The following is a 16,836-nucleotide window of genomic DNA, read 5'->3' on the forward strand; positions in this document are numbered from 1 at the left end:
AAGGAAAAAGCGTGGTTTTTCCTTCTTTGTGGTTATCAGCTTAATTCCCCCAGCGACTCCTCAGATAGCGGACTGCTTCCTGAGTCTGCGGCTGATTAAGATGATCTTCACGGAACAAAATCGTGCCGTTGATTTGCGGCAGTGATTCATTCAGATCGAGCTGTTTTTTCAACTCCGGCACGCCGCCGTTTATCGTCCAGTCCGGCTCTTTTTTGGAAAACTCACCGACTTTATACAGCGCAACGCCAATATAGAGGCGCGTATGCGTGGGCCGCACCACATCCGCCCACCATTTTGCCAGCACATCATAACGTGCCGCATCGCGTGCGAAGGGCCAGTACAGCTGGGGGGCTATATAATCCAGCAGACCTTGCTGTACCCATTTGCGGGTGTCGGCAAAAGATTCATCGTAGGCCGCAGCGCCTCGGGTATCAGAACCAGCAGGATCGAATGAACGATTACGCCAGACCCCAGCAGGGCTGACGCCAAATTCAACCTCAGGTTTCAACTGCTTGATAGTCCGTGAAACCTGTTCAATGAGCTGTTCGGTGTTATTTCGTCGCCAGTCCGCCTTTGCAGCAAAGCCCTGACCATATTGCTGGAATGTCTCGCTGTCATTGATGCGCGAAGCGGGGGTTTCCGTATAAAAATAGTCATCAAATTGCACACCGTCTACGGCATAACGCGAAACGACTTCAGCCACAATGCTGGTTATCCAGTCCCGAACTTCCGGGATGCCGGGGTCGAGCACAAAACGCTCTCCAGAGGTGCGGATCCAGTCGCGGTGCAGCACAAATACGCTTGGTGGCCGGTCTGACAAAGTGCGGTTTAATTCAGCAACGGTCGATGGTTTGGTGTTGGTCGAAACGCGATAGGGGTTAAACCAGGCGTGAACTTTAATCCCGCGCTTATGCGCTTCATCAAGCATAAACTGTAACGGATCGTAGCCCGGATCTGCGCCAATTTTACCGGTCAGCGTATCTGACCATGGCAGGATTTTTGAAGCCCACAGCGCGGTGCCATCCGGCTTAACCTGGAAAAATACGGTGTTGATACCGAGGCTTTTCAGGTTATCCAGTTTATGCTTCAGCGCTGCCTGCTGCTGCCGGATACGGCTGGCGGCATTGCTGATATTCACCGATGCCACAGGCGGCCAGTCCAGGCGCGAAACCGTGGTCAGCCAGACGCCGCGAACCGGCTCCTGATGCTGCAGTGGTTTGAGCGGTAGTGGCTTAGCCACCGGGGTAACCAGGGAAACCGGCGGCTTAGAAGCGCAGCTGGCAAGTAGCAGAGCAGCGGCAACCAGGCAGCCTAAGGTTTTCACTTTAGCTGCGAGCGCAAAGCAACGAGAAGTGCTAATGATAGACTCCAGAATGTCAGGGTTTAGCCAGAACGAAATATTCTCTTCTGATTCGAATTTAAGTCAATGATACAAATTAGGTTAATGGCAAATCAGGCAGGGGATATGGCTGAATTAAGGCTGGCGAGTGACCTCATGTTCACTTGCCATACAGCCGGGGCATCAGTATTCTTTAAATGCCCGCTCCAGGCGGGCGATTAACGGTTTGAAAAGATAGCTTAGCAATGTCCGCTCGCCCGTTTTTATGGTCACACTCGCCGGCATCCCGGCTTTAATTTTGTAGTCACCCAGCAGATGCTGCCCCTCTGTAGACACCAGAACTTCAGCAAGATAGTAGGGCTGCTGTGTCACCTCATCCATTAAACGGTCGGCTGAAATCGTTAGCACCTGAGCCGGAACTGACGGTAATAAAGCATGGTTGAGGGCAGGGAATAGCACGTCAACCGTCAGCCCGGGAGCCAGTTTATCAATGGCGTGCACCGGAATTTTGGCGTCAATTTGCAGGGGCTGGCCGGCAGCAACAATATCCATTAGATGTTCCCCCGGCTGAATGACACCGCCTATCGTGCTCACTTTAACATCCAGCACGATACCATCGATGGGCGAGCGGATCTCCGTATTGCCCAGCTCATGGCGCGTCGACGCCAGCTCATCCTCCAGCATGGCAACCTCTTTTTGCTTCTCGGTAAGCTCAGATTCCACTTCCCGCAGGTATTGATGGCGCACCTGGTAGGCTTTAATTTTCAACTCATTTTGCTGTGATTTCAGTTTGGCAATGTTAAGGATGTCTTCTGAGACGCTGCCGGATATTTCTGCCGCCTCACGTTCCAGCACCAGCAATTGCGCTTTGGGGTAATAATTTTTCTCGCTGAGCGCTCTGATGGCACCCAGCTCGCGGTTAATCAGGCTGAATTGACGGTCGTGGTAGCCCTTTATTTTATTCAAATTCTCGGTTTGCCCCACCAGGCCATCCAGGGTTTCCTGAATCATGGATAACTCATCCTGAATTGTCCTGCGGCGCGTATCAAATAATTTAGCCTGCAAGTTTCTGACTTCTGCCAGCCGTTTATTATCGGCAAATTGCTGCGTCAGGGTCCGATCAAAGGCAATGTTTTCCCGGCCGTCTCGCTCTGCCAGTAGACGATCTTCCACGCTCTTTGCTGAAATATATTGCGCGTTTAATCCGCTGTAGCGCATTTCAAGCTGCATCTTATCCAGCCTTACCAGAACCTGGTTTTTTTTAACGGCGTCCCCCTCTTTGATAAAGATATCGGTTACTCGCCCACCGCTTAGATGCTGGATAGTTTTACGGTTGCTCGAAACTGTCACCGTACCATCAGCAACCACACCCGCATCCAGAGGCGCTTGTACCGCCCATAGTAAGAAGCCCCCAACGCCGAGCACAATAACGATTATTCCGCGCAGTATCGGTGGCCAGATTTTGGTATCCACGCTACCGGAACCGGGGACCGCTTCAGTAGTGTTATTCTTTTTCATTATCAGGCCTCGCGTTGCTGTTCATGACTTGATGACGCAGAGGTTGCCACCGGTTTTAAGATGTTGGCCTGGCGTAGATTAGCAAAAACCTGGTCACGGGTTCCGAACTCCTGCATGGCTCCTTCATTAAGGAGTAATACCTTGTTGACCACCCCGAGCAGCGTCGGGCGGTGCGAGATAATTACGGTGGTCTGGCCTTGCGTGCGTAGCGTATTAATCGCCTTGATAAGGGCAAATTCACCCGCGTCATCCAGGTTGGCATTAGGTTCATCCAGAACGATAAATACGGGTTTGTTGTAGACCGCCCGCGCCAGCCCAATGCGCTGCCGCTGCCCGCCGGATAGCTGATGCCCACCCGCGCCAAGCGGTGTGTCATAGCCCTGGGGGAGGCGTAAGATCATTTCGTGTACCCCTGCCAGCGTCGCCGCTGCGACGATAAGTTCGCTGTCGTTTTTTGCAAAGCGGGCGATGTTTTGCGCAATACTGCCATCAAACAGCTCCACATCTTGCGGAAGATAGCCGATGGTAGGACCAAGTAACTCTTTGTCCCACTGACAAATATCCGCCCCGTCCAGGCGTACCTTACCGGATAACGGCTTCCAGACGCCAACCAGCAGCTTAGCCAGCGAGGTTTTACCTGAGGCGGAAGGACCAATAATACCCAGCACCTCACCTTGCTCGAGGTGGAATGAGATATTGCGCAATAAAGGGGATTGCTGGCCGGGTGCCGCAGCGAAAACCGCTTCGACGCTGATATTGCCTTTCGGGCGCGGCAGCGTCAGGATCTCTTTCGGTGCCGGGTACTCCTTCAGCAGCGTTGATAGCTGGTGCCACGCGCTACGAAATTGCACAAACTGCTTCCAGCTACCGATGATTTGTTCCACCGGATTAAGAACGCGCCCAAGAATGATGGAAGCGGCAATCATCAGCCCCGGGGTAATCTGGCCCCCGATCACCAGTAAGGCGCCGGCTCCAAGTGCAATGGATTGTAGCAACACGCGTACAAAGCGGCTCAGGCTACTTAACCCTGCGGTTTTATCGGCGATCTGGGTTTGTAATATCAGTACCTTGCTATGCTGCTCCTGCCAGTTCTGTTTCAGGCTGGAGAGCATGCCCATCGCTTCAATGGCATCGGAGTTTTGTAACTGTTTGTTGAGTTTACTGGCGTTATTGATGGTCAGCGCATGGGCCTGCTGAATAGGGCGCTTGGTTGAAATTTCAGAAACCAGCGTCAGAATAAATAATATGATTATCCCTCCGGCAGAGAGATAACCCAGCAGCGGGTGAACAATAAAAGCAATAAACAGATATACCGGTGTCCAGGGAATATCCAGTAGTGCAAACAGGCTATTACCGGACAGGAACTGACGAATTTGATCCAGCTCGGCCAGCGCCTGGGCGGGGTTATTATCGCCGGTCGCCACCTTACGCTTAAAGGCCGCATTAAAGATCGGCTGGCTTAATTTCACATCCAGTCGGTTACCCAGCCTTACCATGACGCTTGAACGGGCAGACTCGATCATGGCAATAACAATATATAATCCAACAATCAGTAACGTTAGCATCAGCAACGTCGTGGTGTTTTTGCTCACCAGAACGCGGTCATAGACCTGCAACATATAGATTGCCGGCGCCAGCATAAGCATATTTATCACACAGCTAAAAAACAGCAGCGTAATAAAGGTGGGTTTTATCCCCTTTAAGGCACTCTTCAGTGCCGCAGGCATAGGCTGGCGCGACATGTGCTTCTCCTTATGCGATAAGTTCGCTATTACCGTTGTTAACGGCAAAGGCAGACGGTATTTCGAGGATAAAATCACCCATATTCACGGTGGTTGAATTCACGCCCACTAACGTAATGACATCGGTACCGACGGTAACAAGGGTATTGCCACCGTTTGCCGCGATCCCGACGCTACTGGCGAAATTAACCGAGGTGATGCCCAGCAAACTCAGATCGAGATAATCCTGCCCGCCATTCGCATTACTATCGAAACCGTTGATGCGGTCCTGGCCAAAGCTTGCGCTGAAGGCGAAGATGTCATTTCCGGTGCCGCCATCCATAATGTCGTTGCCAGTCTCGCCGTTAAGTATGTCCGCACCGGTACCGGCAGTAAGGGTATCGTCACCCGCGCCACCAATCATCGCGTCGTTACCGTTCCCTCCCAGCAGGGTATCGTTACCGTCACCGCCGTCCAGGAGGTCATTACCCAACCCGCCCGACAGCCGATCGTTTCCGCCCATGCCGAATAAGAAATCATTACCGTTACCGCTGGTAATAATGTTGGCAAGGTCATTACCGGTACCGATGAAACTGCCTTGCCCGGTGAAGAGCAGTTCTTCAACATTGTCGCTCAGGTCGTAACTGCTGAGGCCGGTTTCAACGACATCCCGCCCGGCATTAAGGCCTTCAAGCACAATGTCTCCAGCACTATCCACGAGATAGGTATCATTTCCGATACCGCCAGCCATGCTATCGGCACCGAGGCCACCATTGAGGGTGTCGTTGCCCGCATCCCCCTGGAGAGTATCTTGTCCTGCCTCACCTAACAGGCTGTCGTTACCTGCGCCACCGACCAACAGATCGTCGCCTGCACGTCCAAGCAGAGTATCACTGCCGCCTTCGCCACGCAGGATGTCACTCCATGTCGTTCCAACAAATACGTTCCCTGCGTTGCTGCCAACCATAAGGTCGCCAACCGGTTGGGTCGTGGTTGAAGTCAGAACAACAGGGGCATTACCTTCATCGTCAACCACGGTAACCACCACCTGCAAATTCCTGCCGACCATCCCCTGGCCCGGTGTAAAGGTAGCCGCAGTGGCTCCGGCAATATTGACGAATCCGGTCGCCGTGCTCATGCGCCATTGATAGCTAAAATTACCGCCGCTCAGGCCGTCAGCATCAGCGATACTCGAAACTACCGCGGTAAGCATCAGGCTTTCGGTTGGCGTCAGATCGTTAATGACCGGCGCACCGCTAGTCGGCTGGTCCCGTATCATTACCGGCTGGGTTTGTGCAGAAAGCACTTTTTCCGCATCCCCCATACGATCGTTGAAGCTGGCAACTACCCGCAGCGGTGCCCCCTGGATGGCTCCCGGCACTCTGAATTCCACGCCGGTTGCCTGGTCCCGCCATTCGCCGCCCACTAGCGCCTGCCAGGTCAGCGTGATAGCGGTATTGGCCGCGATACCGTTGCCATCCGCCAAATTAGCCAGATCGACACGCAGGAGATCGCCCACCGATGGAGAAGGGTTATTGATGGTGAGATTGCCCGTTGCCTGTTGCGCGGTCACCCACAGCTGTTCACCGTTACCGAACTCGAGTTTTTCGATGTTCAGCAGGCGGTCGATACCATCATCCAGGTTCAGTGCGGCATCGGGTGTTGCATGATCAACACGCAGGCTACCATCCGCCATACGGCTAAAGGCGTAGTTGCTGCTGATGTCGCGGTACACCGCAACATCAGTTTCCGAACCATCACCTTCGTGGTGGATTTCGCGCACAATAGCAAGCCGATCGGGTTTTAAGGTGCCCGCCAGCATGTACGATTTCAGCTCGTTGATACTGTCTACGCTGGTAATACCCGGTAGCCCGCTGACCGCAATCCTTACGTTCAGCCATGCGTCACCATCAATGATGTCATTGCCTGCTTTACCAGTAATGCGATCGCTGCCGCCGCCGCCAAGTAAAATATCGCTGCCATCATCCGGGTTAAACAGCACGGCGTCAGGGTTAGAAGAGTGTTCCACACCGAGGATCGCCTGCAGTCCGTTAATTCTGTCGGCGCCTTCCTGGGTAAGATTATTGGAGAGCGGGGTGCCCTGAACCGGCGCGGTACCAATGGGCTGCTCGGTCCCCGTTAACACATCGTTGTGTTTCCATCCCGACAACCCTTCAACCAGGTCGAAGCGGTCTCGCAGAATAAACTCCTGCTGGTTAACGAAAATTGGAATACCGAGATCGGAATTTGCACCGTTCGGGTCGCCTTTATGGATTGCCCAGTCGAAACCCGACATCCCGTTATTGCGCTGGATACCCGCCCCCTGAACCATGATGTCGTCACCGGCTTCGCCATCGTAGTCGGTATCGTTGCCCTGGCCGTTCAGCACGTCATGACCAATAATGGTGCTGTTGAAGAACAACTCGGAGTTATCACCGGCAAGCGTATCGAAGCCGTCACCGCCTTCCAGCCAGTCGTCGCCCTCATTACCCAGCAGGAAGTCAGCGCCCGAACCACCCAGCGCAAAGTCATTATCCCGCCCGGAAAAGACCTCCTGTGCATCTTCGCCGACTACCACAAAATCACTGCCGCTGCCGCCGAACACCAGATCGTTACCGTTACCGGAAAAGATGACATCATGCCCCGCATCACCATGCAGGAAATCAGCATCTCCGACTGGCGTACCGGTATCGGTAATAATGTCATTGCCGTCGCCGCCGTGAACCACGTCGGCCTCATCGCCACCATCCAGACGATCGTCGCCGCCATCTCCCCACAGACTGTCGATTCCTTTACTACCAATTAGCGTATCGTTACCGGCAGAACCGCCGAGTACCACATGCCCATCACCGGTATATTTGATATACCCACCGTCTGCCGCACCATCACCGTTCACATCCTGAGTGGCATCTTTTCTCACCAGCAGCGGGGTGAGCAAATCTTTCAGCGGGTTACCCCAGGTCGGATCGGCTTCCGTTTGCAACGCGCGATTGACTTCGAAAATATGGTCTGGCGTGCCAAACAGATTCGCGGGCAGGTGCGACGAACCATTTTCACCCAGGTCGCTATTGCGCATCACCAGGGCGGAAAACGAGTTTGCTTCCAGCTCGTTGAGCATGTTCATCCCCTGAACACGGCTCAGATAGTAGAAACGATCGCCGTCTTGCAGCATTTCCATTTGTGTTTCAAAGACAAAGTTAAAGGTGGAACCCAGCATTCCACCAAACTCGTTCTTGCGTTCCGCGAGGCCACCGATCCAGAAATCGACCATATTCAGGCCAGACTCTTTGGTTGCCCATGTTCCGGTACTGTTAAAGAAATCGAGCGCGTCAGCCGGAGGCGGGGTGCTGCCATCACCAAACAGCAAGAAGTTTACCGCCGCGCGTTTCTCTTCAAGCGTAGTAGCGCCCAGAATCGACTCGTGCTGGCCGTAGGCCGCCATAAAGTTGATGATGGAGGCCGGGTTTTTCAGGTACGTCGTAAAATCAGCCCAGCTGGTATAAGGCCGTAGTTCGCTATTGCCGCTTAACGCATGGAACTGCTCACGGGCCTGGTTGAGCGTTGGCATGCCGGTTTCACGGCCGCGGGCAATGTTCAACGCACCTAAATCTAGCGGTAGCCCAATAAGGTTGTTACGCAGGGCATCGGTAATAAATTCGTCAATTTCGTTACCGACCTGTCGTTAAAAAACAGGCAGGGCAATGAACTGTATGTAACAACACGAACTACCTGCTTGCGGATACAGTGCAAAAATCCATTTTAAATATTGGCTACCTGTTTAGAGTTACTCTCCCGGTAATACTTAGCGGGATAAGTTTATTCATCTCACTCAGAAAGTTATTTAAACAAGCTGCAGGCGGCCTCAGCCCTTTGAATTTGCGAATGCATTCAAGGCAAATGGAATGAAAAACGGTAATGGTGCTTGTCTTTTTTGAAGGGGCAATCTCACATTACATTTTTGTTATGATCCTAACTATGGTTTTTCTTTGCATTACTACACTCATACTTTTTTATGAGTTATGAAAAAATTAAAATTTGCTCTAATGGCTGATACGGTTTTATCGATCTTTTTTCTTAACCGATCACGGTAGTGCAGAATCACAGCTCGAAGTTTGCCACGCAGGCTGGCGTTTGGCTGCTGACAGGAATAGCCCGAAATGCGCCTCAGAATGTAAGTGCGATTTTTCTGTAAGGCCAGATTTTCAACGAAAAGCATCTATTGAAAATGGAAGGGGGGAACGCCAGTGGCTGGCTGATGCTTGCAGCCGGGACCAACCACTGGAGTTTGTAGCTTAAACTAAATTTAACATAATATACATTATGCGCACCAAAATCACGGAGGCTCAATGCTAATGTCTATTTGTGGCTCATAACACGAATGGCCAGGCTATAGTTTTCAGACCTATATGTCTGGTCAACGACTCGCTTTTCCTGATGAGGAGTTTTCTATGGCTGTACACCGTGAAAGAAATCAACCGCCTAAAAATCCTTCGCCCTGAAAGTATGCTTTAAAGACATTTATATATGAATTAACATATGCATTGTTAATTGATATCGAGGTTCAACATGCTCCAGCCTGTTCAACTTTTTAAACTGCTTGCCGATGAAACCCGTTTGAACATTGTGATGCTGCTCAGAGAATCCGGAGAGCTGTGTGTCTGCGATATCTGTGCAGCAACGGTGGAATCTCAACCCAAAATATCACGCCATATGGCTCTGTTACGCGAGGCTGAGCTGGTCATCGATCGCCGTGAAGGAAAATGGGTGCATTATCGCCTGTCGCCGCATATGCCAGCATGGGCGGCGCTCATCATCGATGCAGCCTGGAATAGTGAGCGTGAAAACATCCGTAGTAAACTGGGCCGGGCTTCAGCCAGTTCTTGTTAAGCACATAAGAACATATTCGAAAAAACAAATATAACTGGAGTTTTATGATGGTACTGGCTGGGGCTATTTTCTTGCTCACTCTCGTTCTGGTTATCTGGCAGCCCAGGGGGCTGGGAATTGGCTGGAGCGCCGCGCTGGGCGCAGGCCTGGCATTGCTGACGGGCGTGGTTCACTTAGGTGATATTCCGGTGGTCTGGCAGATAGTCTGGAATGCGACCGCCACCTTTATCGCGGTGATCATTATCAGCCTGCTGCTTGATGAATCCGGCTTTTTTGAATGGGCCGCGCTGCATGTTGCTCGTTGGAGGAATGGGCGTGGTCGGCTGCTGTTTACCTGGATTGTTCTGCTGGGAGCGATGGTCGCCGCCTTGTTCGCCAATGATGGTGCCGCACTGATTCTGACACCTATCGTGATTGCAATGCTGCTGGCTCTGGGATTCAGCCAGAGCGCAACCCTGGCTTTTGTGATGGCAGCAGGTTTTATCGCTGATACGGCCAGCCTGCCGCTAATAGTCTCGAATCTGGTGAATATCGTCTCGGCTGATTTCTTTAAGCTTGGGTTCACAGAATATGCAGCAGTCATGGTGCCGGTCAATCTTGCCGCTATTGCGACCACGCTGGTGATGCTACATCTCTTTTTCCGTAAAGATATTCCCGCCGTTTATGACGTTTCCCGATTAAAACAGCCAAAAGATGCCATCCGCGATGTGAATACGTTTAAAACCGGCTGGCTGATTCTGGTTTTGCTGCTGGTGGGGTTCTTTGCACTGGAGCCGCTTGGGGTACCGGTCAGCCTGGTCGCCGCCGTGGGGGCGTTAGTTTTGTTTGCTGTAGCGAAGAAAGGCCATGCTATCAACACCGGCAAGGTACTGCGTGGCGCCCCCTGGCAAATCGTGATCTTCTCGCTGGGGATGTATCTGGTGGTCTACGGCTTACGTAATGCCGGGTTGACCCACTACCTTTCCGCCCTGCTTAACCAGCTTGCAGAGCAAGGATTGTGGACGGCAACGCTGGCGACAGGGTTCCTGACGGCCTTCCTGTCATCCGTAATGAACAATATGCCCACTGTCCTGGTGGGAGCGCTATCGATTGATGGCAGCACCGCGACCGGCATCATCAAAAAAGCGATGATTTATGCCAACGCGATCGGCTGCGATCTGGGGCCAAAAATTACGCCGATTGGCAGCCTCGCAACGCTTCTTTGGCTACACGTTTTGGCGCAAAAAAATATGACGATTAGCTGGGGATATTATTTCCGGGTGGGCATTGTTATGACTATCCCGGTGCTTTTTGTCACGCTGGCAGCGCTTGCGCTGCGTCTGACTTTTACACTGTAATGAGATTCTGATATGAGCAATGTAACTATCTATCACAACCCCGCGTGCGGGACATCACGCAACACGCTGGAGCTAATTCGTAACAGCGGCACCGAACCCAACGTGATTCTGTATCTGGAAACGCCGCCCACCCGTGCAGAACTGGTGAAACTGATTGCCGATATGGGGATCCCGGTTCGTGAACTGCTGCGTAAGAACGTCGAGCCTTATGAACAATTAGCGCTGGCAGATGATAATTTCAGTGACGCTCGGCTGATCGATTTGATGTTGCAGCACCCTATTCTGATTAACCGACCGATTGTCGTTACCCCGCAGGGCTCCCGGCTATGTCGACCATCAGAGCTGGTGTTAGGTATTTTGCCAGATGCACAGCGAGGTGAATTCAGCAAAGAAGATGGTGAACGCGTGGTTGATGCCGAGGGTAAACCCATCAAGAAATAAGCTGGCAACAGAAAGCCCCCAATTATGGGGGCTAATTTGAAATGCTGAGCAACTGATAATTCGTTGCTTATGCTTCTGGCATTGCCGAAGAGTGGTGCGTAGAAATTTTCCACTCTTTGCCATCCCAGGCATAAGTGAAGGTATAACGTGCCGACACCGTTGACTTATCTGCGAAGGTAAAGGTGTAAGTGCCTGCATCAACCGCCTTGTTACAGCCCAGACGCACGGTGCGGCTATCAATTTTGCCAAACGGTTTTTTCTCCAGGAAGTGTTCGAAATAATCAACACGTTCGGCGTCAGTCAGGCGCACTTTATTGGAGACGGTTGGTAACAGTACCGCGTCGCTCAGATAATTATTTGCGACTTTATGTGCATCGCCGGTCTGTAGTGAATCATTCCATTTATCGAACAGCCCTTCGATTTGAGCCTTATCGACTTTGACGCAGTCAGGAGCCGTTGCTGCCATTGCTGAGCCTGAAAATAACACCAGTGAACCGACGATACCTAATAACTTGTTCATATTTATCCCTTTGATTACACAGTTTTTCCTGCAAACAGAAATACCAGTATTAGTAAGGGTAAGCAATTTAACTTAAGAATAGTTACATTGCTTTACTATAACTCACCGTGCGGAATGACTTGAATTGAAATTAGATTATTTAATGAGCTAAGCGATTGTTATGGTACGAGTAAGTGAGCAGCGAACGGGAAAAATCTTAGCGCGATTCACTCAGCCCCCTCTGCCAGGTGGGCTGATTTATGATCTTCGTTGATAACGTCTGTTAACTACCCGGCAGATGGCTGCCCTGTCAGAAAAAGCCATCGTTCAGCGTAAGGGAAATAGATAAATGAGTGCCATGGTGATTAACATAACGATCACCAAAAGCAGAATATTTCCTGAAAACTGACTGAGCTCGTCAAAATTCTCACGGCTATTTTCGTTAAGCTTTTTGATGGCATCCTGCTTATTCTCAGCCGCAAATTCCAGCGGGTATTTTTTGAACCCCTCTTCCTTTAGCTGCCGGATGTCATCTTTAGATAACGCGCTTTTGGCAAACACTTTGGTGGCCAACTCTTTGTAATAGAAGACGTATTTTTCCATATCTGTTCCTCCTGCGAACATGATATGAAACAGGCTATGATATTTTTACCCGCAATAAGGTTAACTGCATCAAAACAGGGAGAAATTTTGCCAGATTGTGGCGCATCATTTCGCCCCACGGTGGCTTATTTACTCCTGCCCTTTCTTACTTTGCCAGTTGGCCCACGGGCTATAGGCGGGACGCTCTTTTGCGGTTTCTACCATATCGATATACAGATCTTCGACTTCCTTGCGCGCCCACGGGGTACGGCGCAAAAACTTGAGGCTGGACTTCACGCTCGGGTCACTTTTAAAGCAGTTAATATTGATAAGTTTTGCCAGTTTTTCCCAGCCAAAATGCGCAACTAAAGCATTCACTATCGCTTCAAGCGTTATGCCGTGTAGCGGGTCTTTTGAGGAGTGAGTCATCATGCGTCCGGTAAGTCTGAATAATTGTGCATACGATAGCAAAATATCGCCGCCTCATCTTTCTAAAGGATGAACTTTCCTTACGGGCGTATGACATGTAGCCTGACCGGGCATATCTTCATCAGAGAAATGATAAGGACTGGTTAATGAAACATGCAGTATGGGCCCTGTCGCTTGGCTTGCTCACCAGCGCCCCGGCGCTGGCGGCTGAAACTCATCTCCCGGCTCCGATTACCGCGCTTGAGCAGCAAGGCTTTGAGCTGAAAGGTGAATTTAAAGGGCCAGGCGATCTCCCGGGCTATGTCATGCAGTTTCAGGGGCAAGGTACGACGGTGTTTCTGACACCGGATAAACAGCACGCCATCATGGGGAACCTGGTGGATGCCGCCGGGAAAAACCTGAGCGATGCCCAGGTGGAGAAATGGGTTTATGCGCCGATGGCCAAAGAAATGTGGCAAAAGCTCGGGCAACATCGCTGGATAGCGGCTGGCAAAGCGGATGCTCCGCGGGTGGTTTATGCTTTTGCCGATCCTTACTGCCCTTACTGCACTCAGTTTTGGCACAATGCGCAGCCGTGGCTACAATCAGGAAAAGTGCAGCTGCGGGTGTTGATGGTTGGCATGCTGCGTCCGGACAGTGGCCAAAAGGCAGCGGCGATCATGATGGCGGACGATCCGGCGCAAACGCTGGCGGAATATGAAAACAGCAAAGGTAAAATGGCGCTGAAAATTCCATCGGCTATTAAGCCTGAAATCACTAAAGCGCTGGCGGAGAACCTGGCGTTGATGGATGAACTCGGTGGCACGGCCACGCCTTCTGTTTACTATCGGAATAAAGAGGGACGCCTGCAGCAGCACCAGGGGCTACCGGACGAGAAAACCATGAAAGTGATCATGGGCGACGAAAATCAGCCATGACCTGGTGACGTTGTCACCAAAAAAAAGTGCCCCTGAGCAAAACCCGGGGGCACCCTATTCTTCTGGCTTATTCAGGCAAAATTAGCAGTAACGAGCTACCGCCGCACGCATACCCTGCGTCAGGATCAGCTGCAAATCTTCGCTAACCTTCGCCACCAGACCGGAAACCTGAGTCAGATCCTGACCCCAGTGATCGCTGTCGCTCAGTACCGCTTCAACCAGCTGCTGCTCGGTGATCTGCTTGTCGCCGAGTGAAGTCCACAGCTGCTGATAACGCACCAGCCAGTGCTCGTCATCCTGCAACGGATAGCTTTCATTGTTACGCTCGCCCTTATAGAAAGCGATCAGCGCCGCCAGAGCGAAAGTCAGACGTGCAGGCAAAGTACCGGTCGCCTGCTGGCCCGCCAGCAATTGCGGCAGAATACGGGTACGGAATTTGGTCATCCCGTTGAGCGCAATAGACAACAGCTGGTGCTGAATATACGGGTTCTGGAAGCGGCTGGTAACGGCCTGAGCAAATGACTGCAGCTCGTCGCGCGGCAAATCCAGTACCGGAATGATCTCTTCAGCGATAGTTTTTTCCACGAAGCCACAAACCTCAGCGTCATTCATGGACTCACCTACGGTGTTCAGACCGGCAAGATAAGCAACCGGCACCAGAGCGGTGTGAGCACCGTTGAGGATCGCAACCTTACGCTCTTTATAAGGCTTGATATCATCTACGATCAGCACGTTCAGCGGATATTTATCCAGACGCAGCTCTTGCGCCAGAGACGCCGGGCCCTGGATAACAAACAGGTAGAAGTGCTCTGCCGCAGCCAGGAAGCTATCTTTGTAACCCAAAGATTTTTCGATATCTGCCGCTTCGTCACGTGGGTAACCGGTAACGATACGGTCCACCAGCGTAGAACAGAAAGTATTAGCTTCGTTCAGCCATTGAATGAAGGCTGCTGGCAGCTCCCACTCTTGTGCGTAACGCAGCACCAGTTCCTGCAGCGCGTCACCGTTGTAATCGATCAGCTCACAGGGAACGATTACCCAACCTTTGTCCAGCGCGCCGTTGAAGTGGCTGAAACGTTCGAACAGCAAACGAGTCAGTTTCGCCGGGTAGCTTACCGCTGGCGCATCTTCAAATTTGTCGCCCGCGTGGTAGCTAATGCCAGCTTCAGTGGTGTTAGAGAACACGAAACGCATATCTGGGTTATGAGCCAGTTTCAGGTACGCTTCATATTCTTGATAAACGTTGATTTCGCGGGTTACGGAACGGATCAGACGCGCATCGCTTACCGCCTCGCCCTGCTCGTTCAGACCACGGATTACCGTAGTGTAAAGCCCATCCTGGGTAGACAACGACGGCGGGAAAGCGCTGTCGATTGGACGTACGATAACGACGCCCGCATTCAAATCCGTATGTTCATTGAGTAAATCGATTTGCCAGTCAATAAAAGCACGCAGGAAGTTGCCTTCACCAAACTGGATAATACGTTCAGGATATTGAGCGCCAGGGAAATCATGACGATTAAGTGTTTTCACTATGTTGTTCCTTGGTGAGTACAGGATGAACGACCACAAATATCCCGCTCAAATTATCAGAACTCAAGGAAGTGAAACCCCGTTTTGATCAAGTTAGAGTTGTTATACCAATTTTTTTTAACGCTAATTTTGGTAGAACAACCCTTTATCGCCACTCTGGCACCAGAATTAGCTATCGATCGTCAGCTCCTCAACGGCTGCGTTACTGGTCTGATTGCGTCCATTGCGCTTCGAGAGGTAGAGATACTTATCCGCTTCCGCCAGCAATGAGTTAAAGGCATCGTGCAGCGTCTGTTTTTCGGGTGTCATGGCCGCAAGGCCAATACTGACGGTGATAAATAACGTTTGCTGCTGATAACGAAATGCCGTGAGCTCTGTGCTCTGGCGAATTTTTTCGGCTATTCCGTAGCCCTGTTCTTCGCTATCGGTGCTGCAAACCACAACAAACTCCTCCCCACCCAGGCGCGCGACCAGCCCATTATCGCCAACCACTTTGCTCAGCTGCGCCGCAAATGCGCTTAACACGACGTCTCCGCACTCATGGCCGAAACTGTCGTTAATGCGCTTGAAGTAGTCAATATCCAGCAGCATCACGCACAGCTTTTGTGCCGGTTTATGCATTAACGGGGCCTTGATCTTCAGCGCCTCATACAGACCAGAACGCGAATAAACACCGGTCAGGTAGTCGTAATCTGCTCTGAGGGACGTTTGTTGGATCAGCCGCTTAATCGCATCCACGCTGACCGAGACAATCAGCGGGCAAATCGCCATGGTGGCAATCCCCAGACGGGCCGAGAACATCTCATTCACCACCAGCGGGTGGTTGTGATGCATCTCCACCATCGAATGGGCGACCAGAGTTATCTCTATGCCGCCGGTTAAAAAAGTAATCAACGCGGTAATTGGCAGCGGGTAGCGAATGGCGCACCAGATAAGCGCGGGCAATGGGAACGTCAGGCTTCCTGCCCCACCAATCACCATCGAAGCCAGCACCGAAACGATCGTTCCCGCCAGCGGGTAGAGTGTTGACAGATGAAACGCAGGCCACTTACTCCACTGCGGCCATTTTGCCATCAGCAGGAGTGGCATCATCAACACGCCCGTCGAGAACTGTTCGCTAAACCAGTCGGCAAATAGCGGGAGAAACTGACGATAATCCCCGGAGGGGCCCATGAAGCCAATTGAACCCACCAAAGAGCTGAGCACCGAGGCAATAAGGCAAAAATAGAAAAGATTAAAAGCGTTCACCGCCCAATTATTTTCATCCCTGGCGCGTGAATAACGCAGCAATAGCCGCGCCATGATAATAATAAACACCATATTAGAGAGATTTATTACCAGCGATTGCCACCCCCAGCGCGTGGTCATCGCATCAAAAAGCACCATCGCGCCGCAGGCGATAAAATAATAGGCCGCACGATTCAGAAACGGATTGCGCACAAATACCGCTGCCAGCACCGCGTTTAACGGCCAGAACAGCGACAGCTCGTCAATCAGGCGCAGCGATGCGCCAAAGAAGTAAAACAGTGTAGTAATGACAAATAGAATAATGGCGTTAGCCAGCCGTTTTTCAGGCGAAAAAAACATCAATCGAGCTTGTCTGGACATGCTATTTTAACTCATATTTATGCAT

12 protein-coding genes and 1 pseudogene are annotated in these 16,836 nt (G+C 51.5%); 4 read left to right on the top strand and 9 right to left on the bottom strand.

The window, feature by feature from the left end; translation table 11 throughout:
* Positions 1-40 precede the first annotated feature (40 nt).
* The 4 genes and pseudogenes from EHN07_RS13955 to EHN07_RS13970 all read right to left on the bottom strand — a co-directional run.
* Positions 41-1,363, bottom strand: coding sequence for a glycoside hydrolase family 10-like protein (locus tag EHN07_RS13955; RefSeq protein ID WP_425267191.1), 1,323 nt, complete (start codon positions 1,361-1,363; stop codon positions 41-43).
* 159 nt (positions 1,364-1,522) lie between these two features.
* Entirely contained in the window at positions 1,523-2,857 is a 1,335-nt protein-coding gene (locus tag EHN07_RS13960) for an HlyD family type I secretion periplasmic adaptor subunit (RefSeq protein ID WP_124024704.1), read from the bottom strand.
* Positions 2,858-2,859: 2 nt separating this feature from the next.
* The gene (locus EHN07_RS13965) at positions 2,860-4,599 is read right to left on the bottom strand and encodes a type I secretion system permease/ATPase (protein WP_124024705.1); all 1,740 of its coding nucleotides are present in this window, start codon (positions 4,597-4,599) and stop codon (positions 2,860-2,862) included.
* A 10-nt stretch (positions 4,600-4,609) separates the two neighbouring features.
* Positions 4,610-8,260 (bottom strand): annotated as a pseudogene (locus EHN07_RS13970) (peroxidase family protein); the annotation flags it as partial.
* A gap of 884 nt (positions 8,261-9,144) precedes the next feature.
* Between EHN07_RS13970 and EHN07_RS13975 the strand changes: the two are divergent.
* Genes EHN07_RS13975 through arsC form a run of 3 tightly spaced genes read left to right on the top strand, consistent with a single transcriptional unit; the run spans position 9,145 to position 11,243 of the window.
* Entirely contained in the window at positions 9,145-9,465 is a 321-nt protein-coding gene (locus tag EHN07_RS13975; RefSeq protein ID WP_124024706.1) for a metalloregulator ArsR/SmtB family transcription factor, read from the top strand.
* A 47-nt stretch (positions 9,466-9,512) separates the two neighbouring features.
* Positions 9,513-10,802: an arsenic transporter gene (locus tag EHN07_RS13980; protein WP_124024749.1), complete on the top strand. Its 1,290-nt coding sequence runs from the start codon at positions 9,513-9,515 to the stop codon at positions 10,800-10,802.
* Between the two features lie 12 nt (positions 10,803-10,814).
* Positions 10,815-11,243: a glutaredoxin-dependent arsenate reductase gene (gene arsC, locus EHN07_RS13985; RefSeq protein WP_124024707.1), complete on the top strand. Its 429-nt coding sequence runs from the start codon at positions 10,815-10,817 to the stop codon at positions 11,241-11,243.
* Between the two features lie 67 nt (positions 11,244-11,310).
* On the opposite strand, the gene EHN07_RS13990 is transcribed toward arsC, so the two are convergent.
* The 3 genes from EHN07_RS13990 to EHN07_RS14000 all read right to left on the bottom strand — a co-directional run bounded on the left by EHN07_RS13990 (position 11,311) and on the right by EHN07_RS14000 (position 12,756).
* A complete protein-coding gene (locus EHN07_RS13990) occupies positions 11,311-11,763 on the bottom strand; it encodes an SgcJ/EcaC family oxidoreductase (protein WP_124024708.1) in 453 nt (150 codons plus the stop codon).
* A 306-nt stretch (positions 11,764-12,069) separates the two neighbouring features.
* The gene (locus EHN07_RS13995; RefSeq protein WP_124024709.1) at positions 12,070-12,345 is read right to left on the bottom strand and encodes a hypothetical protein; all 276 of its coding nucleotides are present in this window, start codon (positions 12,343-12,345) and stop codon (positions 12,070-12,072) included.
* Positions 12,346-12,474: 129 nt separating this feature from the next.
* A complete protein-coding gene (locus tag EHN07_RS14000) occupies positions 12,475-12,756 on the bottom strand; it encodes a VF530 family protein (RefSeq protein WP_124024710.1) in 282 nt (93 codons plus the stop codon).
* Positions 12,757-12,899: 143 nt separating this feature from the next.
* On the opposite strand from EHN07_RS14000, the gene dsbG reads away from it, so the two are divergent.
* Positions 12,900-13,670 (top strand): thiol:disulfide interchange protein DsbG, encoded by a 771-nt coding sequence (dsbG, locus tag EHN07_RS14005; RefSeq protein WP_124024711.1) that lies wholly within the window; start codon positions 12,900-12,902, stop codon positions 13,668-13,670.
* An 81-nt stretch (positions 13,671-13,751) separates the two neighbouring features.
* On the opposite strand, the gene EHN07_RS14010 is transcribed toward dsbG, so the two are convergent.
* Positions 13,752-15,203, bottom strand: coding sequence for a tagaturonate reductase (locus tag EHN07_RS14010; RefSeq protein ID WP_124024712.1), 1,452 nt, complete (start codon positions 15,201-15,203; stop codon positions 13,752-13,754).
* Between the two features lie 168 nt (positions 15,204-15,371).
* Positions 15,372-16,790 carry a GGDEF domain-containing protein gene (locus EHN07_RS14015; protein WP_244202405.1) on the bottom strand — a complete coding sequence of 473 codons (1,419 nt, stop codon included), beginning with the start codon at positions 16,788-16,790 and terminating at the stop codon, positions 15,372-15,374.
* Positions 16,791-16,836 lie beyond the last annotated feature (46 nt).

This window comes from Buttiauxella warmboldiae (assembly GCF_003818135.1).
GTDB classification, from domain to species: domain Bacteria; phylum Pseudomonadota; class Gammaproteobacteria; order Enterobacterales; family Enterobacteriaceae; genus Buttiauxella; species Buttiauxella warmboldiae.

What these genes read in the sequence shown, in the direction of transcription:
- EHN07_RS13960 (WP_124024704.1), bottom strand. Translation starts at nt 2,857, where the DNA reads ATGAAAAAGAATAACACTACTGAAGCGGTCCCCGGTTCCGGTAGCGTG.
- EHN07_RS13965 (WP_124024705.1), bottom strand. Translation starts at nt 4,599, where the DNA reads ATGTCGCGCCAGCCTATGCCTGCGGCACTGAAGAGTGCCTTAAAGGGG.
- EHN07_RS13975 (WP_124024706.1), top strand. Translation starts at nt 9,145, where the DNA reads ATGCTCCAGCCTGTTCAACTTTTTAAACTGCTTGCCGATGAAACCCGT.
- EHN07_RS13980 (WP_124024749.1), top strand. Translation starts at nt 9,513, where the DNA reads ATGGTACTGGCTGGGGCTATTTTCTTGCTCACTCTCGTTCTGGTTATC.
- arsC (WP_124024707.1), top strand. Translation starts at nt 10,815, where the DNA reads ATGAGCAATGTAACTATCTATCACAACCCCGCGTGCGGGACATCACGC.
- EHN07_RS13990 (WP_124024708.1), bottom strand. Translation starts at nt 11,763, where the DNA reads ATGAACAAGTTATTAGGTATCGTCGGTTCACTGGTGTTATTTTCAGGC.
- EHN07_RS13995 (WP_124024709.1), bottom strand. Translation starts at nt 12,345, where the DNA reads ATGGAAAAATACGTCTTCTATTACAAAGAGTTGGCCACCAAAGTGTTT.
- EHN07_RS14000 (WP_124024710.1), bottom strand. Translation starts at nt 12,756, where the DNA reads ATGATGACTCACTCCTCAAAAGACCCGCTACACGGCATAACGCTTGAA.
- dsbG (WP_124024711.1), top strand. Translation starts at nt 12,900, where the DNA reads ATGAAACATGCAGTATGGGCCCTGTCGCTTGGCTTGCTCACCAGCGCC.
- EHN07_RS14015 (WP_244202405.1), bottom strand. Translation starts at nt 16,790, where the DNA reads ATGTTTTTTTCGCCTGAAAAACGGCTGGCTAACGCCATTATTCTATTT.